The following is a 22,916-nucleotide window of genomic DNA, read 5'->3' on the forward strand; positions in this document are numbered from 1 at the left end:
TCATTCCCTGGTCTTGAGGGCCGCGACCAGATCGAGCTGATCCACCCTCCTGCGGACGATGATGGCGCTGATCGCGGCGCTGGCCAAGACCACCGCTGTCGCGATCAGGTAGGTCTGCGGCGCGATCACGCCCGGGATCTGGAAGCTCTCGCTGGAATGCAGGCGCGCGATCAGCCCGATGATGGCGTGCGACAGCCATAGGCCGAGCGGAATCCCGACCGCGATGTCCAGCGCGAACTCGCCGAACAGGATGCCGGCGACCTCGCCGCGGGTGAAGCCCAGCACCCGCAGGCTCGCGAGCTCCCAGGCGCGCTCCTGCAGGCTGATGCGGGCGCTGTTGTAGACCACGCCCACGGTGATGATCGCGGCGAAGCCGGTGAGGATGCCGGCGGTGACGAATACGAGGCCCGCGATCTTCTCGATGAAGGATGCGAGGGTGTAGGCCTTCATCGTCACGGATTCGATTTTCGGCATGCTCTTGAACCTCGCGCCGAGCGCAGCCAGCGCCGCCGGCTCGACCTGGAGGCTCGCCGCCGAGATCACCGCGCCTTCGCCGGTGAAGCGGTTGAGCGTGTCGATGTCCATGTAGGACGCCATGCCGATCGCCTCGTCGACGATGGCGCTCACCGGCAGGTCGCGCCGCCGACGGTGGCCTTCCATCGCCTCCACCGTCACGACCTGCCCTGCGCTCAGCGCCAGGCGCTCGGCAAGGCGTCGGGTCAGCGTGATGCCATCGGGCACAGCGACGATCGGACGGCGCGCGGAATCGTGCGGTCGGCGCAGCTCGTCGGCGGCCGCCAGTCCGATCACCGAGGTGAGGTAGCTTTGGTGCCCGGCGCGCAGGCGCACCGGAACGATGCGCTGGCCCTCGATCGCGAGCACACCAGGCTGGCGCGCCAGGTCACGCAGGATCGCGCGGTCCATCGGATGGATGAAAGTGATCGTGGCGTTGCCGCGCTCGACCAGATTGAACTGCAGCTCGATCATCTCGCCGATGGCATCGCGCCAGAAGATCCCGAGCACCATCATCGGCACCGCGAAGGCGATGCCGACGATGGTGAACAGCGAACGGAACGGCCGCCCCGCGACGTTGCGCAGCATCATCATCCGCCGCGCGCCGAACGCCGTGCCGGGCAGGATGCGCTCGATCCAGGAGCGGCGGAACCCCAGCGGCATCGCGGGCCGCATCGCCTCCGCCGGCGCAAGGCCGACGACCTCCTGAAGCGCCGTGACGACACCGAGGGCGCCCGCCGCGACGCTGATCGCGACACCGGCCACCGCCGCCCAGGGCGCCAGCCGAAACGGCAGCTCCGGAAGACGGAAGAACCCCTGATAGCTCGCGATCATGGCATGGCCGAAGCCGACGCCGCCGGCGATGCCGAGCACCGATCCGATCAGCACGATGACCAGCATCAGCTTGAGATAGTGGAAGGTGAGCCGCAGCGTCGGAAAGCCGAGCGCCTTCAGCGCCGCGATCTGCTCGCGCTGCGCGGCGACCAGCCGCCCGAGCGCGCCGTTGAGCAGGAACGTGGCGACACCGAAGAAGATGATGGGGATGGTGATCGACATCACCTTCTGCTGGTTCAGCTCGTCCTCGAGAAAGCGGTTCGACGGCTGGTCCCGCCGCGCGATCGCGCCGATCGAGCCATAGGGCTCGAGCAGCCGGTCGAGCTCCTCGATCACGGGCTTGGGATCGACACCCGGAGCGAGCGCGACCACGGCATCGTTGAACGCCCCTTTCATGTCGAAGGCGGCCTCGGCCGCGCTCCGGTCGACCCACAGGATGGCGTAGAGGCGATCGTCGGGGATCGGCAATCCCGGCTTCACCGCGTAGACATATTCCGGCGACAACGCGATGCCGGAAACCCGGAAGCCCTGCACGCGGCCATTGAGCAGCACGCGGATGTCGTCACCCGGACTGACGCCATTGGCCTCGGCAAACGCCTCGTTGACCGCGGCGCTGCGGGCGGCACCCGGCTCGGGCGCGGCGCCGCGGCGCAGATGCAACCGCGCCAGGGGCTCATCGCCGGCGTGGGTCAGCGACACCAGGCGGGCCGAGACCGGTTGCGAGACGGCCGGCCAATCGACGATGACCTCGCGCACGATGCGCGGCTCGACCGCGACCACGCCAGGAATGGAACTGAGCCGCGGCACCAGCGCCAGCGGCGCCCGCTTCAGCGTGACGAAGATCTGCGGAAACCGGCCGTCGGCATAGAACTGCTCGCAGCCGCCGCGCAGGGACAAATAGGTCGAGACCGAGCCGACGAACACGGCGACACCGGCCGCCACCAGCAGCGCGATCGTGACCACCTGTCCGCGCATCGCGCCGACGTCGCGCCACAGCTTGCGGTCCAGCAGGCTCACCAGCGCACCTCATCGGCCGAGAGGCGCCGCGCATTGCGCGTCTCGCCGACGATGCGTCCGCCGCCGAGCCGCAGCACGCGATCGGCCATGCCGGCGATCGCCGCATTGTGCGTGATGATGATGGTGGTCGTCCCGAGCTGCGCGTTGGCGCGCGCGATCGCGGCGAGCACGACCTTCCCCGTCTCATAGTCCAGCGCACCGGTCGGCTCGTCGCACAACAGCACGTCGGGCGCCTTGACCATGGCGCGGGCCACCGCGACGCGCTGCTGCTCGCCGCCGGACAGCTGCGAGGGAAAGTGGTCGATCCGCCGCTCGAGGCCGACGAGCTTGAGCACCTCGAGCGGATCGAGCGGCTTGTCGGCGATCTCGGTGACCAGCGCGACGTTCTCGAGGACCGTCAGACTCGGGATCAGGTTGTAGAACTGAAACACGAAGCCGACATGCTCGCGCCGGTAGCGCGTCAGCTCGGCATCGCCGGCGCCGACCAGTTGATGATCGCGCCATTGCGCTTCGCCCGACGTCGGGCTGTCCAGTCCGCCGAGGATGTTGAGCAGGGTCGACTTGCCCGATCCCGACGGCCCGAGCAGCACCACGAGCTCCCCCTCGTAGATGTCGAGGTCGACATCGCGCAGCGCATGCACCTCGACCTCGCCCATCCGATAGGTCTTCGAGAGCTTGCGCGCGCGGAACACCGGTGCGGCGCCGGGCCGATCAGAAGGCGCGGCAAGGCCCCCGTCGTTGGTGACGGCCGAACTCATCGGGCTGCGGTTCCTGCACCAAAGGCCCGCATCGAACGTGCGAGACGTCTCACGCCTGAATCCTCGACATCGGATGACATCCCCGACCATCGGTCGGCAGCCATCGCCATCCGTTGATGCATGTCAAGCTGGCCACATCATCCCGTGGCCAACGCGCTGATGCCCATCAGACCGCGGTCGCGATCACATACACCAGCACGGCTGCGCCGAGGCAGCGGCGCCAGGGGTTGACGCCGCGCAGGAGTTCGTCGAACGCCCAGACGAAGAGACTGGCTTTGACCAGACAATCCAGATTGGCGCCTGTCTGACCCGGCGGATGCCAGACCCAGCCGACGAGGCTGCCCGCCAGCACGATCCAAAGAGCGGGGTTCGGCATCTGGGCGATCGTGATCTCGCCGGTCGCGCGATTGCGGAAGAACCAGTTCAGGAATCGCGACATCGGACCACCCGCGTTCGTCGTGACATGGTCATTCGCCCTCCCGAGGACGACACCCGCCAGGATATTCGTGCCCGCTTAACGGGGGAGATGCATCATGGTTGCTGGTAGCAGCGACGCGCAGATGTGCAGATGTCTTGACCTCGCAAGACGGAATGCAGCGCCACCGGCATTTTCACGGGCGCCGTTGTCTTGCTAGTCCGCGCATGAATGCGCGAGGAAGAACCGCAGCATCTCCCGCGTCGCATCCGGTCCTTTCGGATCGGTGTAGGATCCGGCCGGACTGCCGCCGGACCAGGCGTGAGCGGCGCCGTGGACGGTCCAGTGCTCCGACGTCACCTTCCCGCTCGGCTCCGTCAGAATCGTCCGCGTATAGGCATGGCCACCGGGCACCCGCCCGTGCACGACCGACGATGTCCCGCGCATGGCGCCGGTCGCCTGCGCAACGACCCGGTCGCCGTTGGCGGGATGCACGGTCGTGTCGCGATCGCCATGGAAGACGATCGTCGGCACAGCCGATCTCCGATCCGCCGCGTGGCCGGCGCCTTGGCGCATCGCCATCAACGCCGAGGGAAGATCGCGCGCGGCCCCGCAGGCGAGACCGGAATGGACGCCCGCCGCGGCGTAGAGATCGGGATAGGTCGCGGCCATGATGGCGGCCGTGGCGCCTCCGGCCGACAGGCCGGCGACATAGACGCGCCTGGAATCTACAGCATGGTCGCGCATCACCTGGCGGGTGATGCCCGCGATCAGCGACGGCTCGCCGCCCTCGCGCTGCTGGTCGCCGGTGCGAAACCAGTTCCAGCATTTCGACTGATTGGCACCGCTCGGCTGCTCCGGATAGACGACGAGGCAGCTCTGCTCCTCGCCCAGGAAGTTCATCCGTGTGCCGGCCGCGAAATCGTCCGCCGACTGTGTGCAGCCATGCAGCATGACGACGAGCGGAAGCTGACGGCCCTCGGCCCTGCTGGGGATCAACAGCTTGTAGCTCCGGCGTCCCGCCGCATTGCCGAAGCTGGCCTGGACGAATCTTGCACCTTCGGGGGTGGTGTCGCGCGCCGAAGGCGCGCGCAGATGCGGACCTCGCAGGCCGAAGCCCGGCAGCTCGCCGAGATCTTCGCGCCGGACGGGTCGCTGGCGCGCCTGAGCGGGCTTGGCTTGCCATGGCTTGGCTTGCGATGGCTTGGCCTGCGTGGCGCGCGCTTGCGCCGGGGCAACCTTCGCGGACGGCCGGTCGCGCTCACTGACGCGCGTCGCCTGTCCCTCGATGGTCGGAGGCGCGAGCCGCGCCGGCACTGATCGCACTGGACTGGCCGCTGCCGCCGACGAGCCATCGCCGCGCAGCATACGTTGCAGCAACGCCGTGGCCTCGCCCAACTGGCCGGCCCGCGTCAGGCGCGTCGCTTCGCGCATGATCTCTTGGTTCAGCATCGCGCTACCTCATTCTGTCGGCGAGAGCGGCCTTGACCGCGGGGGTGGCATGGAGTGCGCCCAGCACGGAGACCGAGGCGACGGTGGCGCGGGCCAGCTCGGGCGTCACATCGGCGGCGATGGTGGCAAGCCCAAGCACGTTGATTTGCAGCATCTGCCCGGCCCGCTGCGCCGCTTCGAGATCGGCGCGGCTGTAATGCCGCAAGCCGAGGTCCAGGCTGTTGCGCACCGTCGACTGCCTGACCACGTCGGCGTGTCGGTCGAGCTGATTGCGGATCGCGGTGCGGATGAAATCGGTGCGGTTGGAATAGAACCCTTCCCGCACCATCAGATCGACCTGACCGAGATCGACGTAGCCGAGATTGACGGTGATCTTCTCGGTGTCCGGAACTTTCCCGCGGAGTGGGTGGACGTTGTCGGGCACAGCGGCATCCATTTCTACCATCCACCGGGATGGTGCATGGATGGCATATGGATGCCCACCGTTGACGTTCAAGGCGCAAGCGTAATGTTCCGCGAGGGAACCGGTGATGCCGCGAGCTTCCTGTCGATCCTATCGCCTGCCAGCGCGGCCCGGCTCGATGCAGCAACCGAGGAAAGGGCCGGTCCAACATCGGAGGGGCAAGATAGAGCGTGCAGTCGCCACCGCCCCACCGCCGCGCAGGCCGTCGTTAGTTTAGTGCACAGTAACCCGGGGCCGTAACCCTGGTCATCGTCGAAGGCGGACGATCCAGTACGCCGAGGTTTTTCGGTTCGGTATCTTCTGCAGCAGAATACTGGATGCTCCGCTTTTGGCGGAGCATGACGGCATTGGAGACGGCGAGAGCTCATCCCACGGCCAATTGCCGATTCTCACGAAATGCTCGTCTCGTTCGCCCCAAGCACCAAGACTCACCGCGGCGGCATCTTCTCGAATTTCGGCAGCGCCGGATCGAGGTGATCCCAGGCGTACCCGGCTGATGTCCACGACACCAGTTGCGGCTTGTAGCGGCCGGGGTCGTCGAGACTGGCCGGCGGGACGATGAACACCTCGGGCATCGCGGGAAATGTCAGGTGAATGTGCGAGCCGCAGGTCGGGCAGAAGGCGCGCCGCTTGACGGTGCCGCCGTCGCCGATGCTCTGCCAATGCGACACCTCGCCGTCGACCTTCACCTCCGCCGCGACGAAGGTCAAATGCGATTGATGCCCGGTGCCGCTGTCGCGCTGACATTGCCGGCACTGGCAGTCCAGCATCACGGCCGGCTCGCCCGTAATCTCGTAGCGGACTGCGCCGCAGGCGCAGCCGCCGGCATAGGACTTCGTCATGTCGCTCTCCTTGTTCAATGCGGCCGCTGCGATGACGCCTGTTCGGCGGCGATCTGATCGAGCTTCTTGACGACCGTCTTCCAGCCCTCGCCCATCTTGCGATAGGCGGTGTCATTGGTCGGCAGCACGAAGCCGGAATGCACCAGGCGAAGGCGCGTGCCCGTGTCCGCCTTGGAAAGACTGAAGGTGACCACCGTCTCCAGCTTCGCGCCGTAGCCGACATTGCTGTCGTGGCCGCCCTTCCACGCGTAGGACAGCCGCTCGTTCGGCACGACCTCCAGCACCTCGCAGTGAATGGTGCCATCCCATTCGCCGGCCGGCGTCGTTTGAAAGGTGAACCGATTGCCGATGATCGGCTCAAAGCCCTTGGGCGCCATCAGCCAGCGGCCGATCAGCTCGCCGTTGGTCAAGGCTTTCCAGATGATCTCCGGCGCATGCGGAAAGATGTCCTCGACGACAATGGCCCGCGTATCCGCGTTCACGGCTTGGTTCATGGATCGATGTCCTTCAGCAGGTTTCTCAGATTGGCAAAGCGGTCGCGCCAGAACGCGCCGTAATGGCTCATCCAGTCGGCCAGCGGCTCGAGGCCGCGTGGCTCGGCGCGGTAATAGACCTTGCGGCCCTCGGGGCGCTCGCAGACCAAGCCGGCCTGTTTCAAGGATTTCAGATGCTGGGAGATCGCGCCCTGCGTGACGGTGCTGCCGCGGGTGAGTTCGACGACAGTGATCTCGTCGGCCTCGACGATGCGCTCGAACACCGCGCGCCGGGTTGGGTCGGCCAGCGCGCGCATGACGGCAGTGATGGGTTCAGGCTGGATCATGAAAAAACAATAGCAATCGCTAATCAATTAGTCAACACTAATATTATTGGAAAGACCGCCTGGCGTTTCGCCATGGCAAGGGGAGCCAACCTCCACGGCTAAATCGCCCACTCGAAAATCCGAATTTTTATTCTTCCGTTTTTCAGAATTTGATGCTATGGTGTCGCGTCCCGTCTCACTTGAGGGGCGTTTCGCGATCGTCACGAGCGTTGGGTGCGGGATGCGGTGGGCGTGTCGGGTTGCAGCGTGAGCGATCATGCCGACGAACGATCCGATGCGCACGGCGAAATCGTGTGGTCCTGGCATCCCGGTGCTGATGCCAAGCCGGCGCTGCAAGTACGACGAGCGCGCGGGCATTTCGGTGACAGTGCACTTAACTTCTTAGGCGTTTTGATTGCGCGTTTGACGACAAGGCACTCAGGCTCGCAGCCGCGCCGGCGCCTTGGCCGCGACGCTCACCCGTCCTCCGCCTCGGCCGGCTTCGGCCCGCGTTTGGCGGGCTTGAGCACGCGCCCGGTCAATTTCTCGATGCGGGCGAGGAAGCGGTCGCTGCCGATCGGCCGGCCGATGCTCTCGGCGGCGCGCAGACGCGCGAACAGCGCATCCTCGTCGTCTGGCGCGCGGCTCAGGAGTCCGGCGATGTCCGGGAACATCGTCTTCACCGGCTCACGTGCGGTCAGACCGTCGTCGCGCCCGCGCAGATGCGCGCGCGTGCTCGACCAGGCCCAGTCCTGGGCGCGAGCCACCAGCCGCGCCCGCACCGGATTGAGACTGACGTAGCGCAGCGCCGCCGCCAGATGCGCCTCGTCCATCGCCACCGCGCCGAACCGCCCCTGCCAGAAATGCCCACTGCGCTTGCGGCGCGCCTGGATGACGCCGGCATAGATGCGATGCACCCGCGACAGCGCCCGGCGCAGACCGTCGGCATCCGACGGCACCAGGATCAGATGCACGTGGTTCGGCATCAGGCACCACGCCCACACCGCGACGTCAGCCGCCCGGCAATGGGTCGCGAGCAAATCGCGGTACAGCGCGTAGTCGTCGTCGCCGAAGAATGTTCGCGCACGACCATTGCCGCGCTGGGTGACGTGGTGCGGCAGACCAGGGACGACGACACGGGCAAGGCGAGCCATGCGCCACCTTGCGCGCTCGGACGGCGCATGTCAATTTAAGTGCACTGTCACCGTAAATCCGTAAATCAATTCATTTAATGACATCAAACATCCCCCCCGGTCGACGACAACCCAATTAAGAATTGTCGGAAAATGAAATCGTCACGCTCGACGATGGCTGCAGGCATCGAATTTCTCTCACCAGACACAACAACTCCATCAACGTAGTTCGTAGCCGGAGAGTTGAGATATCGAACACTTGGTGCCTGGGCTGGGTCCGGATATTCCACCCCCGTCGGAAATGTCTCCGGCATAGGGCGACAGTATGCAAACCCGCGAGTTGCCCCACCTCGAAAGTCTATGATGGCGCCGACATGTGGACCATTCGACAACAGCTCAAGCGCTCTTGCTTCAGGATCGCTCGGCCACGGCAAGGCTTGCCACCCGCCAATATCTGGATAGTAGGACGGTGCAACGGGGCGTTGATGTCCGGACCATTCGACAGGATTTCTCCTCGGCATTCCGAAGTCTGCAATCCCATACTCGGTCTGTGAAAGCAGGTTGTACGATGCAGTCGGCTTGTCGTACTGCCGATCCGTCATCATCAATTCGCCAAATGTCGGCGAGAACGCGTCTCTCCCGCCCGGGTGCGAAGGCAGCCAATACCGCGGGCGATTGTTCGGCCATAGCTCGGCCGCACGTTGGCGCTCAGCATCCGTCAATCGAAATCGAGCGTAGCCAAAACATCCAATACCCATCGGGATCCTTGCCGCGGTCGTGCCAAACCTCTTCACAGCAACGGGGCCACTCGCTGTATGATAAGACGACCGGCTCACGAGGTTCGGCTGTTCGCTTCTGAACCTATCGAACGCGGCTTTGTCCGCCGACTCGACCGACGCACCGTCGAACTTTAATGAGGATAGCGGGCTATCGAAGGCATCATCCGTCAGATATGCCGTTCCGAAAGCCAATGTCTCAGCATCATCAAAGACGACAATGAGCGGCAACAGGTCGACAGGCACACCACCGTTTTCGGTCGTTTCACCACGACAAGCACGAGGGGGACGGACGACGATCGCCTTTCCATCAGCCATCCTTCGGCCAAAGACGGTCGGCGTCAAACCAACTTCCAGCGTTCTTGCTCCGTCCATATAGTTCACTTGCCGCACGTCACATGCAACTACGATATCGAAACTTTGCAAATCCCCATTGTAGACCAACCTGACTTTTAGTCGGTAATAGCTCCCCCGTTCGTTATCGACTGATTTGACGAAATCCCAATTTCCTAGCAAAGCCTTTACGAACGGAGTGTTCTTGACCACGAAAAACACCACGACCGTCGCCAGCAGCAAGGATATAACAAGTGCATTTCTTAGTTTCATGGTGAAGCCTGGACCGAACTAGAACAGCCGAGATTTAGCGAACAGAGCATTCGTTTTGCCGTATACTTGCTGACTTGCCTATTCTCTTGACTCTATCTCTCCCTCAAGCTCTCCTGTCTGTATTGCAGCAGCGGCGACATTGCGTATTCGATGATGCGCCGCGTCCCCGTCTTGATCTCCACCGTCACCGCCATATCTGGCGCCAGCGCCACCATCTTATCCTCGACCTGCATCTGCTTCTCGTCCAGCGACACCCGCGCCGAATAGATGAACTCCTGCTCCGCCGGCTCGCTGGTCTCCGCCAGCGCGCCGGCGGCCTTGCCGCCGTTCTGCTTGTCGGTCGGCTTTTCGCGCACGATCGAATCCTGCGAGACGCTCAGCACCTTGCCGCGGACGAGGCCGTAGCGGGTGAAGTTGAAGGTGTCGATCTTGATCTCGGCTGGCTGGCCGACATTGACGAAGCCGATGTCGCGGTTGGAGATCATGGCTTCGGCCTCGAGCTGGCTGTCGGCGGGGACAATGAGCATCAGTTGTTGCGCCGGGGTGACGACGCTGCCGACGGTGTGCAGCGCGAGCTGCTGCAGATTGGAGGCGAGCTTCGACTGCTGCTCGGCGGCCTGGGCCTGCAGCGCGGCGCGAGCGCGCGCGACGTCGGTGGGCGCGGCGCCTTGCGGCACCACCAGCGGCCGCAGCTCGGCCAGATCAGCGAAGCTGTCGCGCAGCACGCCGAGCCGGGCGACGTCGAGCCGCGCCTGCATCAGGCCCTGCGCGACGCGGCGGCGCTCGGCCTCGGTCACGGTGCGGTCGAGTTCGACCAGCGCTTGCCCCAGCATCGCAGGCTCCTCCCAGCCTGGGAGGAAACATCCTCCGCCCATCCGAGCAAGGCGAGATTGCCGGCAGCAAAAATCAGGTTTGCCAAATCGTTACAAGGGGATCACGGTTTCGGCCGGCGGCCTCGAAGATTCTTCTTCTGTTTTTCGGAATTGCATGCTATGATCCGCGCCGTCCCGCCTCACTTGAGGGGCGTTTCGCGATCGTCACGAGCGTTGGGTGCGGGATGCGGTGGGCGTGTCGGGTTGCAGCGTGAGCGATCATGCCGACGAACGATCCGATGCGTACGGCGAAGTCGTGTGGTCCTGGCATCCCGGTGCTGATGCCAAGCTGGCGCTGCAAGTTCGACGAGCGCGCTGGCGACGGGGGCAAGAAAGCCGATCCCCGGGGAGATCACGTATAAGCCGTTCAAACCATTGCGCGGGGAAGGCCGGGATGATCCGGCCCGTACCTGTGGTTCCTGCCGCCTGCATTTTTTTTCGCAGGCGGGCCATGGGTGCGACCGGCACCCGGCCTTTCCCGCGCCCTCATTCTGAAGAGGGCGGTCAGACGAGCAAAACTCGGACGCGAAAGCGGGCGCGAGGATGAGAGCCCATGTTTCGCCGTCATTCATGTTTCAGCGTCATTGCGAGGAGCGCAGCGACGAAGCAATCCAGAGTCGTCGCGAGACTCTGGATTGCTTCGCTCGGCATGACGCCTCCATCTCCACTGTCGTCCCGGGCAAGCTGCGGCAACGCGTCAGCGTTGGCGCGGCGCCGCCCCCGGGGCCATACTCCGCAGCGGTCGTGTGACGCACGCTGGAGCGTCCAGCTCGCACGCCCAACCCCGCCGGTGGTTATGGATCCCGGCGTTCGCCGGATGACACTGAGATTTTGACAGCCACCGTGGCCCCAATGCGCAGCTTTGAACCTTCGCCCCCGCTGCCCGAACACACCCAAGCGCCTCATTCCCGCCAAATCCCGCAGAAAAACCGACTGAATCCGCCTCCCCGATCCGGTAGACTCGCCGCGTGACCCATCGCCCTACGATTCTCGTCTTCGACTCAGGCCTCGGCGGCCTGTCCGTGCTGCGCGAGGTGGTGCGGGCGCGGCCCGATGCCCACTACGTCTATGTCGCCGACGACGCGTTCTTTCCGTACGGCCATCACAGCGAGGCGGCGCTGATCGCCCGCGTGGTGCCGCTGATGGGCGAGTTGATCGCCGCGCACGAGCCGGACCTCGTCGTGATCGCCTGCAACACCGCCTCGGTGCAGACGCTGGCGCCGCTGCGCGCGGCCTACGCGACGCCGTTCGTCGGCACCGTGCCGGCGATCAAGCCGGCCTGCGCGCAATCCCTGACGAAGCGCGTCTCCGTGCTCGGCACCAAGGCGACGGTGCAGCGCGAATACACCCACGCCCTCATCCGCGACTTCGCGCGGGGCTGCGCCGTCACGCTGGTCGGCTCGCCGGAACTCGCGTCACTGGCGGAGGCCGCGCTCAGCGGAACCCAGGTCAGCGATGCGGCCATTGCCGCCGAGATCGCGCCTTGCTTCGTGGGCGACGCCGCCGATCCCGCGGGCCGGACCGACACCGTCGTGCTCGCCTGCACGCATTATCCGCTGCTGCTCGACCGGCTCGAACGCCTGGCGCCCTGGCCGGTGACCTGGATAGATCCCGCGCCCGCCATCGCGCGCCGTGTCGTCGACCTGCTGGGCCCCCCGGCTGGCGGCCCCGACGATGGCGGCGCCACCATGATCTTCACCTCGAACAAGCCACATCAGCTCGGCCGCGCGCTCACGCCCTATTTCGGCGGCCGCGTCCCGGCCTGACGGAGACCGCCGATGGCCGCAGCGCCCAAACCGCTCAACCGCCTCAAGCAGGCTTGGCGCGACAAGCGGCCGACCTTCGGCGCCATCGCCACCATCCCGAGCATCCAGACCGTGCGTATCATGGCGCAGTCGCTCGACTGGATCATCGTCGACCTCGAGCACGGGCCGATCGATCTCTCCACCGCGCATGCGATGATCACGGCCACCGCAGGCACGCCCTGCGTGCCGCTGGTGCGCATCGCCGCCAACGAGCCGCATCTCGCCAAGGCGCCGATGGACCTCGGCGCCCTCGGCATCAACTTCCCGATGATTTCCAGCCGCACTGATGCCGAGAAGGCGGTCCGCAGCGTGCGCTACCCGCCCCAGGGCGACCGCCTGTGGGGTCCGTTCCACGCCCCCTTCCGCTGGAACGTGTCGATGGCCGACTACATGGCGACCGCCGACGACGACATGATCTGCATGGTGACGATCGAGCATGTCGAGGCGGTCGAGCGGATCGACGAGATCATGGCCACGCCCGGCATCGACATCGCGGTGATCGGCCCGGGCGATCTCGCCACCTCGATCAACAAGCGCGGCCAGCTCGATGATCCCGAAGTGAAATCCCTGATCGCCCGCGCCGAGGCCGGCATCCTCAGATCAGGCGTGCCGATCGGCGGCGCCGCGCGCTCGGCCGATCAGGCCAATGCGATGATCGCGCGCGGTTACGTGGCGCTGGCGCTCGGCTTCGACTGGTCCTTGTTCCAGCGCGGCATCGCCGCGAGCTTCGAGGGGATCAAGCGCTGATTCGCGCCGTTTCGAGCCGCGCTTCATGTTTCAAACGAAAAACAACTTTGCGGAAGAAGACCATGAGGAAGAAGATGATTTTCGGTCTGTCGCCGGCCGTCCTCGGGGTCTAAGGCCAAGCCGCTCGCCTCGCCGGCGCCCTCGAACGGCGCTTCCGTATCCCGGCCTGCGGTGTTAACAGCAGCCGCCGCCGGGGAGCCGGACCAGGCCAAGCAGAACGAACGGGAGCGACAGGTTCAGGATGCGCGGAACCACCAGGCCGATTTCGCTGCACCGCCGTCTGATCATCGATCTGATGCTCGCCTCCCGTGGTGTGCCGTTCGTCTCGCTGGCCCGGACGATCCAGATCGGGCCGCTGCTGGAGGCCCGCGCCGCGGCCGTCCGCCCGCCCGGTTTCGCCGCGCTCTTCGTCAAGGCGTTCGCCCTGGTCGCCCGCGACGAGCCGGTGCTGCGCACGCTCTACACCGGGTGGCCGCGGCGCTGCCTCTACGAGCTGCCGCGCAGCGTCGCCACCGTCACCATTGCCCGGGTCGAGAATGGCGAGGATTGCGTGCTGCCGCAGCGCGTCTCCGGGCCGGAGGCCATGTCGCTGGCCGAGATCGACGCTGTCATCCGGCAGGGCAAGGAGGCGCCGGTCGGGGACGTCGCCATGTTCCGCAAGATCATGCGGGCGACCCGGCTGCCGTTCCCATTACGCCGGTTCGCCTGGTGGGTCGGGCTGAATTTCGGCCGCCAGCGCGCCAACTGGTTCGGCAATTTCTCCGTCACCAGCGTCGCCGCCTGTGGTGGCGGCGAGCTTCTCGCCCTGAGCCCGGGACCGTTCATCATCAATTACGACGTCGTCCGGCCGGACCAGACGATTCCCATCCTGATCCGTTGGGATCACCGGGTTACCGACGGCGCCATGATCGCCCGGACGGCGATCCGGCTCGAGCAGGTGCTGAATGGCGAGATCGCGGCCGAGCTGCGGGGCCGCCCGGTTCCCGGGCGCGGGCCGGCGGAGGCTGACCTGGGATGCGAGGCGGCGCGGCAGAAAATGACCATCCTGAGGGGGCCGAAAGGGTGATTTGTCGGCAAAAGCGGCGGTTGCGGTTTGACAAACCGGCGCTTTCTCGCCTAAGACCCCCCTGCTCGCGGGCCGCTTTCGGCCCGCGTTGCGTTTCGCGACCCGTGGCCTTCTCCCTTCATGCTTTGGGGATGGGCCTGTCGGTGGGCCGGATCTCCGGACACACAGGAGGGCGCGTTTCCTCAAACCCTAACTTGATCGAAGAGGACGCGATGACTAAGCGCAGTGAGGCGAAGTACAAGATCGATCGCCGCATGGGCCAGAACATCTGGGGCCGCCCGAAGAGCCCCGTCAACCGCCGCGAATACGGCCCCGGCCAGCACGGCCAGCGCCGCAAGGGCAAGCTCTCGGACTTCGGCGTGCAGCTGCGCGCCAAGCAGAAGCTGAAGGGCTACTACGCCAACATCTCCGAGCGCCAGTTCCACGGCATCTATGTCGAGGCCGGCCGTCTCAAGGGCGACACCGGCGAGAACCTGATCGGCATTCTCGAGCGCCGTCTCGACACCGTCGTGTTCCGCGCCAAGTTCGTCTCGACCATGTTCGCGGCGCGCCAGTTCATCAACCACGGCCACATCAAGGTGAACGGCCGCAAGGTCAACATCGCGAGCTACCAAGTCAAGCCGGGCGACGTGATCGAGGTCAAGGAAGCCTCCAAGCAGCTCGCCGTGGTGCTGGAAGCGACCCAGCTCGCCGAGCGTGACGTGCCCGACTACATCGAGGCCGATCACTCCAAGATGACCGCGAAGTTCATCCGCATCCCCGCGCTGTCGGACGTGCCGTTCGCGGTGCAGATGGAGCCGCATCTGATCGTCGAGTTCTACTCGCGCTGAGCTTGACCGGACCGCGGTCCGGCCCCATCTGATAATCCGAAGGCCCTGGCATGCGCCGGGGCCTTTTCTTTTTGAGCTTGTTTTCGGATGGGGCGAACCGATTCCCGAATGCCACACCTGCCACGAATTCGCCCCAACCTGGGCTGACAGCTACTCCGTCCCGTGATTCACTGTCTGCAGTTGTAAAGTAGCGGGGCGTTCGCCATGGAGTTCAACAGGCGCAATATCATCTTCGGTGCGTTGCCGACCGATGCGGTCGGTGCCCCGCCTCTGCCGCCGTTGCGGGCGCCGCCGCTCAGCGCTCCGCCGTTACGCGCACGGACCTCCGGCGTCCGCTACCGCTTCAACGACGGCCTCTATCCCTCGACGGTCTTCGACCTCCTGGAACGCTCCTGCTGGCACGTCCAGTCCGATGCGACAGCCCATGTGATCCGCCATGTCGGGACCGGGCTCACCTTCGCCGATGCGCAGCTTCGCCACGATCCCTACGCGCTCGAGCTCCTCCACTGTTTCGACGACTCGCGCGAGCTCGCCGACGAATGGCACACCATGCTGGTCGGCTGGGCCGCGGTGAACATGGGCTGGAATATCAAGCGGCAACGCCCGGGCGCCGCGCTGCTTCTTTCACCGTCGCGGCAGAGCCCGCTCGAACCCTGGGTGTTCGATTGCACCGAGGCGCCGCCGCTGGTCGCCGAGCCGATCGAGAGCAAGCCGTTGCGGCGGCCGGACATCTGGCTCAACCCGCCGCGCGCGGCGTGATCGAGGAGGCGTTTTGCGGGGGCGATGCGAGTTGGGTAAGGTCCGGGTCGTGATAAGCCGAACGAGGACTGCCGATGTATTACACCCCGCCCGCGCGTGATCCCAAGGCGCCGCCCGTGCGCGTCAATCTGTTGTCGGACACGCAGACCCGCCCGACAGCCGCGATGCGCGAGGCCATCGCGCGGGCCGAGGTCGGCGACGAGCAGATCGGCGACGATCCGACCGTGCATGAATTGTGCGGCCGCGTCGCCGCGCTGCTCGGCAAGGAGGCCGCGGTGCTGATGCCGTCGGGGACGATGTGCAATGTCGCTGCGACGTTGGTGCATTGCCGCCCAGGCGACGAGATCCTGGCACACGAGACCGCGCACATCATCTCGCGCGAGGGCGGCGCGCATGCGGCGCTCGGCGGTTTCCAGGTGACGCAGTTGAAGGGGCCCGACGGACAGTTCACACCGGAGACGTTCCGCGCCGCGCTGCATCCGCGCTCGCGCTACCAGCCGCCGCAGACCGTCGTCAGCGTCGAGCAGACCGCCAATATCGGCGGCGGCACGATCTGGAAGAAGGCCGCGCTCGACGAGATCGCCGAGATCGCCAAGGCGAACGGCATGGCGACGCATATGGACGGCGCAAGGCTGCTCAACGCGACGGTTGCCACCGGCATTCCGGCGGCCGAGATGACCGCAGGCTGGGATTCGGCCTGGATCGATTTCTCTAAGGGGCTGGGCGCGCCGATCGGCGGCGTGCTCGCCGGCAGCGCCGCCTTCATCGACGAGGTGTGGCGCTGGAAGCAGCGGCTCGGCGGCGCGATGCGCCAGGCCGGCGTGGTCGCCGCGGCCTGCATCTATGCGCTCGATCATCACGTCGACCGGCTCGCCGAGGATCACGCCAATGCGCGGGCGCTGGCACGCGGGCTGTCGCAGATCCAGGGCGTCGAGGTCCAGGAGCCCGAGACCAATCTGGTGTTCTTCAAGCCGGACGGCGCCGGCGTGTCCGGCGAGACGATGGTGAGTGAATTGCGCAAGCGCGGCGTGCTGCTGGCGATGATGGACGGCCGCATCCGCGCCTGCACCCATCTCGACGTGACAGCCGCCATGATCGAAGAGACGATCGGCCACGTCAGGGAGATCGTACGCAGGGCATGAGGATCATCGCACGCGCGCCCGGCAGACCTAATGCCGCACAGGGCACGCCGCTGTCAGCGCGGCGATCCCTTGCGAGCGCGGCTCTCGACGGCCCGGCTCAACGCCTCATCGTGCAGCTCGGCACTCGCATCGGAAAAGCAGCAGAACACGATCTGCGACAGCGACGTCTCCGCGCTGATGATCTCGATCGAAGTGGCGACCGCTATCGATGCCGCACGATCCGCAGGGAAGCGGAAGATGCCCGTCGAGATCGCGGGGAACGCGACCGAGTCCAAACGATGCTTGTGACACAGCTCGATCGAGCGCCGGTAGCACGAGGCGAGCAGCTCCGGCTCGCCGCGATCGCCTCCCTGCCAGACTGGGCCGACGGTATGGATCACATGGCGCGCCGGCAGCCGATAGCCCTTGGTGATCTTGGCCTCGCCGGTCTTGCAGCCGTGGAGCATGCGGCACTCCATGACGAGGTCCGGTCCCGCCGCACGGTGGATCGCACCGTCGACGCCTCCACCACCGAGCAGAGACGAGTTCGCGGCGTTGACGATGGCGTCAACGCCGAGCTTGGTGATGTCGGCGACGATGACCTCGAATCGGGTCGCGCCGACCTTTCGGACCGGATAGCTCAGCCGGATAGCTCAGACAGAGGCCGCCGTGCCGACCGGGATGCCCTTGTCGGTGAACAGCTGCTGCAGCTCGCCGCTCTGGAACATCTCGCGCACGATATCGCAGCCGCCGACGAACTCGCCCTTCACATAGAGCTGCGGAATCGTCGGCCAGTTCGAGAACGTCTTGATGCCGTTGCGCAGCTCGGCGGATTCGAGAACGTTGAGGCCCTTATAGCCGACGCCGACATGATCCAGGATCTGCACGACCTGGCCGGAAAATCCGCACTGCGGAAACTGCGGCGTCCCCTTCATGAACAGGACGACGTCGTTCGACTTCACTTCATTGTCAATGAATTGCTCAATGCTCATCTTCGCTTCCTCTAGGGCGCCTCAAGGAACGCCTGGGGCTCGGTGCGCGCTGATCGCCACCGGACGGATTTCGTCCGCAGCCGACCGTCACTTCTCTATATGTAGCGCAAACCGTTGTTCAACCAAAGTAAAATGCCGAGGATCGGCCGGCGACCCAGGCCCCGGCCGGACCATAGGCTGACGGCAGCAATATTATAGCCGGCACGAGGGTTTCATCCCGTAACCAAGCCCCTATTTAGGACGAACTGTCGAAAGGAACTTGTTCCGTCGAACATCGTTTTCTGCTGGCAAACGGAGACCCTCGTGACCAGTTCTGCCTCCGCTACGGCCCCGATCCCCGTTACTGATGCGCTTCAGAGCAGGTCCGGCTCCCTCGCCGGGCGCCTGACCGAGGCGTACCTCGCCGTCCGGGGCGAGACCGAGCGGCGCGCGGCGCCGCTGAGCCCGGAGGATCAGGTCATCCAGTCGATGCCGGACGCCAGTCCTGCCAAGTGGCATCGCGCCCATACGACCTGGTTTTTCGAGCAGTTCGTGCTGGGCGAGTACTGCCCGGGATATACCCCTTTTCACGCCGATTACGCGTTCCTGTTCAATTCCTATTACGTCAGTGCCGGCCCGCGCCACACGCGGGGCGAGCGCGGCCTGATCACCCGCCCGGGCGTGGCCGAGGTCACGGCATATCGGCGGCATGTCGATGCGGCGATGGTGGACTTCCTGGGCAGCGCCGATACCGCCACATTGACCGCGGTGGCGCCGCTCGTGGAGGTGGGCCTCAACCATGAGCAGCAGCATCAGGAGCTGATGCTGACCGATATCCTGCATGCGTTCGCGCAGAACCCGACGGCCCCGGCCTACGATCCTTCCTGGACCTTCCCTGCCCCCACGGAAACGGGCGAGGATTGGGTTCACCTCCCCGAGGGCATCCATACCGTTGGGCACGCCGGCGATGGTTACCATTTCGACAATGAGGAGCCGGCCCATCGCGCGCTGGTCGGGCCGGTGGGCATCGCGCGCAATCTCGTCACCAATGCCGAGTGGCTCGCCTTCATGGATGACGGCGGCTACCGGACCGCCACACTCTGGCTCATGGACGGCTTCGCCACCGCCAGCCGCGAGGGCTGGCAGGCTCCCGGGCATTGGTACAAGGTCGAGGGCGAATGGCGCATCATGACGCTGGGCGGACTGCGGCCGGTCGATCCCGCTGCTCCGGCGTGCCACGTCAGCTACTACGAAGCTGACGCCTTTGCCCGCTGGCGCGGCAAGCATCTGCCGACCGAGATGGAATGGGAGGTCGCCGCGCGCGGCAACCAGCTCAACGATGCCTTCGGCATTGTCTGGCAGTGGACCCGCAGCGCCTACAGTCCCTATCCCGGCTATCGTGCCATGGAGGGTGCGCTCGGCGAGTACAACGGCAAGTTCATGGTCAATCAACTGGTGCTGCGCGGCTCATCGCTCGCGACGCCGGTGGGCCACAGCCGTGTCACCTATCGCAACTTCTTCTATCCGCATCATCGCTGGCAATTCACCGGGCTCCGGCTCGCCGACTACACCTGAGCTATCAGCATTCGTTGCCCGACAGTCGCGCGTGTGTGCGCGTCCAGGAGAGTATCATGAACGTGCACGTCAACGCGCTGCTCGACGCCCATCTCCCCGACGACAAGACGTCGGCCTTTGCGACGGACGCCGTCGCAGGCCTCGCCCAGCAGCCCAAGCAGCTATCGCCGAAATATTTCTACGATGCCGCCGGATCCGATCTGTTCGAGCAGATCACGCGCCTGCCGGAGTACTATCCGACGCGGACCGAGCTCGGCATCTTGAGGGATCGCGGCGCCGAGATCGCGGCAGTCATTCCCGACGATGCCGCCCTGGTCGAGTTCGGCGCCGGCGCCACCACCAAGGTGCGGCTGCTGCTGGAAAGCTGCCGCTTCGCGGCCTACGTGCCGGTCGATATTTCCGGCGAGTTCCTGACCGCACAGGCCGACAGCCTGCGCCGCGACTTCCCGCAGCTCGCCGTGCACCCGGTCGTCGCCGACTTCACGACGTCGTTCAAACTACCTGACGCCATCGAAGGCAAGCCGAAGGTCGGCTTCTTTCCGGGATCGACGATCGGCAATTTCGAGCCGCATGAGGCGTGCCGCTTCCTGCGCTCGGCACGCGAGATCTTGGGGACCGGCGCACGGATGATCGTCGGCGTCGACCTGGAGAAGGACGAACGTGTGCTGCACGCCGCCTACAACGACGCGGCCGGCGTGACCGCGCGCTTCAATCTCAACCTGCTGCTGCGGATCAACCGCGAACTCGGCGGCAATTTCGACCTGTCCGCCTTCGTCCACCGCGCGATCTACAATCGCGAGCAGCACCGCATCGAGATGCATCTGGTGGCGCGGAAGCCGCAAACGGTGCGGCTACTCGGCACCACCATCTCGTTCCGGGCCGGCGAGAGCATCCACACCGAGAACAGCTACAAATACAGCATCGCGCGCTTCGGCGCGCTGGCCCGCGGATCCGGCTGGAAAGTCCAGACCGTGTGGACGGATGCCGAGAAGATGTTCTCGGTTCAGGCGCTCGTCGCCGAGGCGTGAGGCTCCGGCTTCGACCGCAACGACAGCGTCTCCCACAGCGCGACGATCGCCAGTAGCGCGCTCGTCAGCGCCGAAAGCACGAGAGGCGACAGTTCGGTCGCGAACCAGCCGAGCCCGATCAGTGCGAGCAGTCCGGCGCCGTGCGACAACTGCAGGAAGCCGCGGATGTTGAACTTGAAGAGGATGGTCCCGAGCAGAAACACGAACGGACCGCCGATCGTCGTCGCCGCCATATTCAGGTCGGTATGCCCGAGGGGGTGCTTCAGGACGATCTCGTCCGACACCGCCGACACGATGATGCCGGCGACGATCGGCATGTGCAAGTAGGTGTAGGCCGAGCGCGCCATCAGCCCGGATTGCGCCGACTGCGAAATCACTTCCGATCCCGCCTCAGCGCCGCGGTTGAAGTACACCGCCCACATCGCCACCGTGCCGATGAAGGCGCTGGCGAAGGCGGCAATGTTGGCTCCGGTCCAGTCGAGCTCGGCAAAGGTCGCGCCGGTGACGACGATGGATTCGCCGAGCGCGATGATGATGAACAGCGCACAGCGCTCCGCCATGTGGCCGCCTTCGACCATCCAGTCCTCGACGGTGGAGGCACCCAGCCCGGGGACCCAGAAGCGGACGGCCGGCGACGCATATTCCAGGGTGAGCGCCGCCCCCCACAGCCCCATCCGTGCCGGGCCCTCGGCAAGGCCGCCGAGCAGCCAGAGCACGGCGGAGGCACTGAGCCAGGAGAGAATGCGGGCGGCGTTGCGGCGGACGGCAGATCGCTGCGGCGGCGTCGCGGTCAGCCAGAACGCGGTCCGGCCGACCTGCATGGCGGCGTAGGCCATGGCGAACCACAGGCCGCGGTCCTCGAACGCCCGCGGGATCGACATCGACAGAACGAGGCCCGCCAGCATCAGCGCGAACAAGAGACCTCGGACCAGCGCCTTCTCGGGATCGAGCCAGTTGGTAACCCAGGCGGTGTAGACCCACACCCACCAGACCGCGAGAAACAGAACGGCCGTCTGGGCGGCGCCGAGCGGCGAGAAATGGCCGATCAGATAGTGCGAGATCTGCGTGACCGCGTAGACGAAGACGAGATCGAAGAACAGCTCGACGAACGTGACCCGGCTGTGCCGGTTCGGCTCGATGACGCGAAACAGCGCACCACGCGGATTGTCCACCGCCATCTCCCCCGGATGCGCGATCTCCCCCTAAGCAGTCAGCGCTGGTCCGGCACCCCGGTCTGCAGGGCCAGAGCATGCAGCACGTCACCCATCTGGCCGCGCAGCGATTGATAGACGAGCTGATGCTGCTGAACGCGGGATTTGCCGCGGAACGATTCCGAGATCACCGTCGCGGCGTAATGGTCGCCGTCGCCAGCGAGATCGCGAATCGTCACCTGTGCGTCAGGGATGGCAGACTTGATCATCTGCTCGATATCGTGGGCATCCATGGGCATCCCGGTGCATCTCCTTGTGTCGGGCAGGCGCCGCATCCCGTGGACGATGTAGCCCGCAGGGCCCGCGGCTTGGCTGCACTCCCATCAGTGGCCCGCCGAGCACGGCGAATCAAGGCGTTCTCGCGGGACCGTGATGGCGAAATCTAGCGCGAACCGCTTTCGAGGTCACGCGCGGAACCACTATATACCGGGTCAAACGAGATACGTCGGACCGGGTGACGCACCCAAAAGGCTGAATCGTGAGGGCGACATGAAGCTTCCAGGACCGGATCACCCGATCACCATCACCCCCAATCCGAAACGTGTGCGGGTGATCGCCGACGGCGTCGTGATTGCCGACACCACCCGCGCGTTGACGCTGAAGGAAGCGAGCTACCCCGCTGTTCAATACGTGCCGCGGGCCGACGCCGACATGGCGGCCCTGCAGAAGACCGATCGTGTCACCCATTGTCCGTACAAGGGGGATGCGAGCTATTTTAGCGTCGTCGCCAACGGCAAGACATTGGACAATGCGATCTGGAGCTACGAGGCGCCCTTCCCGGCGATGACCGAGATCTCGGGCCACCTGGCGTTCTATCCGGACAAGGTGCGGATCGAGGAGGTCGCAGCTGATTGAACTGCGGTGACAGCCCGCCGCGCGGCCGGCACGAGGCCCATACCGGCGCGGCGGTCGTTTCGGTCACTGACCTGATGGCGTGCTACACTCTGAAAATCGTAAGCCCGAGAATCAGCAGCACGAGGAAGATCACCAGGAAGATATAGAACAGGATCCGCGCAATGTCGGCGGAAGCTGCCGAGATGCCGGTGAAGCCGAGAATACCGGCCACCACCGAGATCACGAAGAACAGCAGCGCCCATTTGAGAATAGTCACGGTATGGTCCTCCGGTTCTGCGCCGCGCCGGCGCGGCGCCTCACTAACGATGACGCGGGGAACCGGTTCCTTCGGCCATCGGTCCCGGTGCCGAAGAAATGCGCAACCCACGACAGTCCCGGCCGTAACTTCGTAGGTCGTCGGTTCGTAAGGATATCCGGAGCGGAAATCGGCAGAGTGTGTGAGAAACCGGCTTGCGGACCGCGGCACTT

25 protein-coding genes are annotated in these 22,916 nt (G+C 65.4%); 9 read left to right on the plus strand and 16 right to left on the minus strand.

What is annotated here, in order from left to right; translation table 11 throughout:
• The 11 genes from QW861_RS05310 to QW861_RS05360 form a co-directional block, all read right to left on the minus strand.
• A complete protein-coding gene (locus tag QW861_RS05310; protein WP_316192792.1) occupies window positions 1–2,367 on the minus strand; it encodes an ABC transporter permease in 2,367 nt (788 codons plus the stop codon).
• Complete coding sequence (locus tag QW861_RS05315; RefSeq protein ID WP_316170311.1) at window positions 2,361–3,122, minus strand: ABC transporter ATP-binding protein; 762 nt, start codon at window positions 3,120–3,122, stop codon at window positions 2,361–2,363. The genes QW861_RS05310 and QW861_RS05315 overlap by 7 nt, the downstream gene beginning before the upstream one ends.
• A gap of 166 nt (window positions 3,123–3,288) precedes the next feature.
• Window positions 3,289–3,561 carry a hypothetical protein gene (locus QW861_RS05320; protein ID WP_315714813.1) on the minus strand — a complete coding sequence of 91 codons (273 nt, stop codon included), beginning with the start codon at window positions 3,559–3,561 and terminating at the stop codon, window positions 3,289–3,291.
• A gap of 192 nt (window positions 3,562–3,753) precedes the next feature.
• Window positions 3,754–4,989, minus strand: coding sequence for a PHB depolymerase family esterase (locus QW861_RS05325; RefSeq protein WP_316192766.1), 1,236 nt, complete (start codon window positions 4,987–4,989; stop codon window positions 3,754–3,756).
• Window positions 4,990–4,993: 4 nt separating this feature from the next.
• On the minus strand, window positions 4,994–5,425 hold the full coding sequence (locus QW861_RS05330; RefSeq protein WP_316225225.1) for a CopG family transcriptional regulator: 432 nt from the start codon (window positions 5,423–5,425) through the stop codon (window positions 4,994–4,996).
• A gap of 455 nt (window positions 5,426–5,880) precedes the next feature.
• The gene (locus QW861_RS05335; RefSeq protein ID WP_316192767.1) at window positions 5,881–6,294 is read right to left on the minus strand and encodes a GFA family protein; all 414 of its coding nucleotides are present in this window, start codon (window positions 6,292–6,294) and stop codon (window positions 5,881–5,883) included.
• A 14-nt stretch (window positions 6,295–6,308) separates the two neighbouring features.
• Complete coding sequence (locus QW861_RS05340; protein ID WP_315714816.1) at window positions 6,309–6,788, minus strand: SRPBCC domain-containing protein; 480 nt, start codon at window positions 6,786–6,788, stop codon at window positions 6,309–6,311.
• On the minus strand, window positions 6,785–7,114 hold the full coding sequence (locus tag QW861_RS05345; RefSeq protein ID WP_315714817.1) for a metalloregulator ArsR/SmtB family transcription factor: 330 nt from the start codon (window positions 7,112–7,114) through the stop codon (window positions 6,785–6,787). Before QW861_RS05345 ends, QW861_RS05340 begins: the two co-directional genes overlap by 4 nt.
• 455 nt (window positions 7,115–7,569) lie before the next feature.
• Window positions 7,570–8,247, minus strand: coding sequence for a transposase (locus QW861_RS05350; protein ID WP_316192768.1), 678 nt, complete (start codon window positions 8,245–8,247; stop codon window positions 7,570–7,572).
• 83 nt (window positions 8,248–8,330) lie between these two features.
• On the minus strand, window positions 8,331–9,608 hold the full coding sequence (locus QW861_RS05355; protein ID WP_316192769.1) for a hypothetical protein: 1,278 nt from the start codon (window positions 9,606–9,608) through the stop codon (window positions 8,331–8,333).
• Between the two features lie 92 nt (window positions 9,609–9,700).
• Entirely contained in the window at window positions 9,701–10,441 is a 741-nt protein-coding gene (locus tag QW861_RS05360; RefSeq protein WP_316192770.1) for an HlyD family efflux transporter periplasmic adaptor subunit, read from the minus strand.
• Window positions 10,442–11,448: 1,007 nt separating this feature from the next.
• Between QW861_RS05360 and murI the strand changes: the two genes are divergently transcribed.
• The 6 genes from murI (at window position 11,449) to QW861_RS05390 (ending at window position 16,829) form a co-directional block, all read left to right on the plus strand.
• Entirely contained in the window at window positions 11,449–12,246 is a 798-nt protein-coding gene (gene murI / locus QW861_RS05365; protein WP_315714825.1) for a glutamate racemase, read from the plus strand.
• Window positions 12,247–12,258: 12 nt separating this feature from the next.
• A complete protein-coding gene (locus QW861_RS05370; RefSeq protein ID WP_315826300.1) occupies window positions 12,259–13,032 on the plus strand; it encodes an HpcH/HpaI aldolase family protein in 774 nt (257 codons plus the stop codon).
• A 241-nt stretch (window positions 13,033–13,273) separates the two neighbouring features.
• The gene (locus QW861_RS05375) at window positions 13,274–14,098 is read left to right on the plus strand and encodes an acyltransferase (protein ID WP_316192771.1); all 825 of its coding nucleotides are present in this window, start codon (window positions 13,274–13,276) and stop codon (window positions 14,096–14,098) included.
• A gap of 212 nt (window positions 14,099–14,310) precedes the next feature.
• Complete coding sequence (gene rpsD / locus QW861_RS05380) at window positions 14,311–14,928, plus strand: 30S ribosomal protein S4 (protein ID WP_011925811.1); 618 nt, start codon at window positions 14,311–14,313, stop codon at window positions 14,926–14,928.
• Window positions 14,929–15,132: 204 nt separating this feature from the next.
• Window positions 15,133–15,687 (plus strand): hypothetical protein, encoded by a 555-nt coding sequence (locus QW861_RS05385; protein ID WP_315714828.1) that lies wholly within the window; start codon window positions 15,133–15,135, stop codon window positions 15,685–15,687.
• A 74-nt stretch (window positions 15,688–15,761) separates the two neighbouring features.
• On the plus strand, window positions 15,762–16,829 hold the full coding sequence (locus QW861_RS05390) for a threonine aldolase family protein (protein ID WP_316164431.1): 1,068 nt from the start codon (window positions 15,762–15,764) through the stop codon (window positions 16,827–16,829).
• A gap of 53 nt (window positions 16,830–16,882) precedes the next feature.
• Here QW861_RS05390 and QW861_RS05395 read toward each other — a convergent pair whose 3' ends face one another.
• A complete protein-coding gene (locus QW861_RS05395; protein WP_316192794.1) occupies window positions 16,883–17,452 on the minus strand; it encodes an O-acetyl-ADP-ribose deacetylase in 570 nt (189 codons plus the stop codon).
• A 9-nt stretch (window positions 17,453–17,461) separates the two neighbouring features.
• A complete protein-coding gene (gene grxD / locus QW861_RS05400; protein ID WP_315714830.1) occupies window positions 17,462–17,800 on the minus strand; it encodes a Grx4 family monothiol glutaredoxin in 339 nt (112 codons plus the stop codon).
• A 303-nt stretch (window positions 17,801–18,103) separates the two neighbouring features.
• Between grxD and egtB the strand changes: the two genes are divergently transcribed.
• Together egtB and egtD are read left to right on the plus strand one after the other, a co-directional pair.
• Complete coding sequence (gene egtB / locus QW861_RS05405) at window positions 18,104–19,354, plus strand: ergothioneine biosynthesis protein EgtB (protein WP_315749308.1); 1,251 nt, start codon at window positions 18,104–18,106, stop codon at window positions 19,352–19,354.
• A gap of 56 nt (window positions 19,355–19,410) precedes the next feature.
• Complete coding sequence (gene egtD / locus QW861_RS05410) at window positions 19,411–20,382, plus strand: L-histidine N(alpha)-methyltransferase (protein WP_315749306.1); 972 nt, start codon at window positions 19,411–19,413, stop codon at window positions 20,380–20,382.
• Here the strand turns inward: egtD and QW861_RS05415 are convergent.
• Both QW861_RS05415 and QW861_RS05420 read right to left on the minus strand, forming a co-directional pair.
• Window positions 20,358–21,560 (minus strand): low temperature requirement protein A, encoded by a 1,203-nt coding sequence (locus QW861_RS05415; protein WP_315749305.1) that lies wholly within the window; start codon window positions 21,558–21,560, stop codon window positions 20,358–20,360. The two genes, egtD and QW861_RS05415, sit on opposite strands and share 25 nt — an antisense overlap.
• 32 nt (window positions 21,561–21,592) lie before the next feature.
• Complete coding sequence (locus tag QW861_RS05420; RefSeq protein WP_315714834.1) at window positions 21,593–21,832, minus strand: BolA family transcriptional regulator; 240 nt, start codon at window positions 21,830–21,832, stop codon at window positions 21,593–21,595.
• Between the two features lie 250 nt (window positions 21,833–22,082).
• On the opposite strand from QW861_RS05420, the gene QW861_RS05425 reads away from it, so the two are divergent.
• Complete coding sequence (locus QW861_RS05425; RefSeq protein WP_315749303.1) at window positions 22,083–22,448, plus strand: DUF427 domain-containing protein; 366 nt, start codon at window positions 22,083–22,085, stop codon at window positions 22,446–22,448.
• 82 nt (window positions 22,449–22,530) lie between these two features.
• Here QW861_RS05425 and QW861_RS05430 read toward each other — a convergent pair whose 3' ends face one another.
• Window positions 22,531–22,704, minus strand: coding sequence for a DUF1328 domain-containing protein (locus QW861_RS05430; protein WP_012045337.1), 174 nt, complete (start codon window positions 22,702–22,704; stop codon window positions 22,531–22,533).
• Window positions 22,705–22,916: the final 212 nt, after the last annotated feature.

The sequence above is a fragment of the Bradyrhizobium sp. SZCCHNRI1029 genome, from assembly GCF_032487555.1.
Taxonomy (GTDB): Bacteria; Pseudomonadota; Alphaproteobacteria; order Rhizobiales; family Xanthobacteraceae; genus Bradyrhizobium.

Bases quoted from the DNA above. Each gene is read 5' to 3' on its own strand.
- QW861_RS05335 (WP_316192767.1), bottom strand. From the start codon at position 6,294: ATGACGAAGTCCTATGCCGGCGGCTGCGCCTGCGGCGCAGTCCGCTAC.
- QW861_RS05420 (WP_315714834.1), bottom strand. From the start codon at position 21,832: ATGCCCATGGATGCCCACGATATCGAGCAGATGATCAAGTCTGCCATC.
- QW861_RS05360 (WP_316192770.1), bottom strand. From the start codon at position 10,441: ATGCTGGGGCAAGCGCTGGTCGAACTCGACCGCACCGTGACCGAGGCC.
- egtD (WP_315749306.1), top strand. From the start codon at position 19,411: ATGAACGTGCACGTCAACGCGCTGCTCGACGCCCATCTCCCCGACGAC.
- QW861_RS05375 (WP_316192771.1), top strand. From the start codon at position 13,274: ATGCGCGGAACCACCAGGCCGATTTCGCTGCACCGCCGTCTGATCATC.
- QW861_RS05425 (WP_315749303.1), top strand. From the start codon at position 22,083: ATGAAGCTTCCAGGACCGGATCACCCGATCACCATCACCCCCAATCCG.
- QW861_RS05330 (WP_316225225.1), bottom strand. From the start codon at position 5,425: ATGGATGCCGCTGTGCCCGACAACGTCCACCCACTCCGCGGGAAAGTT.
- QW861_RS05315 (WP_316170311.1), bottom strand. From the start codon at position 3,122: ATGAGTTCGGCCGTCACCAACGACGGGGGCCTTGCCGCGCCTTCTGAT.
- rpsD (WP_011925811.1), top strand. From the start codon at position 14,311: ATGACTAAGCGCAGTGAGGCGAAGTACAAGATCGATCGCCGCATGGGC.
- QW861_RS05385 (WP_315714828.1), top strand. From the start codon at position 15,133: ATGGAGTTCAACAGGCGCAATATCATCTTCGGTGCGTTGCCGACCGAT.
- QW861_RS05325 (WP_316192766.1), bottom strand. From the start codon at position 4,989: ATGCTGAACCAAGAGATCATGCGCGAAGCGACGCGCCTGACGCGGGCC.
- QW861_RS05415 (WP_315749305.1), bottom strand. From the start codon at position 21,560: ATGGCGGTGGACAATCCGCGTGGTGCGCTGTTTCGCGTCATCGAGCCG.
- QW861_RS05320 (WP_315714813.1), bottom strand. From the start codon at position 3,561: ATGTCGCGATTCCTGAACTGGTTCTTCCGCAATCGCGCGACCGGCGAG.
- QW861_RS05370 (WP_315826300.1), top strand. From the start codon at position 12,259: ATGGCCGCAGCGCCCAAACCGCTCAACCGCCTCAAGCAGGCTTGGCGC.
- grxD (WP_315714830.1), bottom strand. From the start codon at position 17,800: ATGAGCATTGAGCAATTCATTGACAATGAAGTGAAGTCGAACGACGTC.
- QW861_RS05355 (WP_316192769.1), bottom strand. From the start codon at position 9,608: ATGAAACTAAGAAATGCACTTGTTATATCCTTGCTGCTGGCGACGGTC.
- QW861_RS05390 (WP_316164431.1), top strand. From the start codon at position 15,762: ATGTATTACACCCCGCCCGCGCGTGATCCCAAGGCGCCGCCCGTGCGC.
- QW861_RS05345 (WP_315714817.1), bottom strand. From the start codon at position 7,114: ATGATCCAGCCTGAACCCATCACTGCCGTCATGCGCGCGCTGGCCGAC.
- QW861_RS05340 (WP_315714816.1), bottom strand. From the start codon at position 6,788: ATGAACCAAGCCGTGAACGCGGATACGCGGGCCATTGTCGTCGAGGAC.
- QW861_RS05350 (WP_316192768.1), bottom strand. From the start codon at position 8,247: ATGGCTCGCCTTGCCCGTGTCGTCGTCCCTGGTCTGCCGCACCACGTC.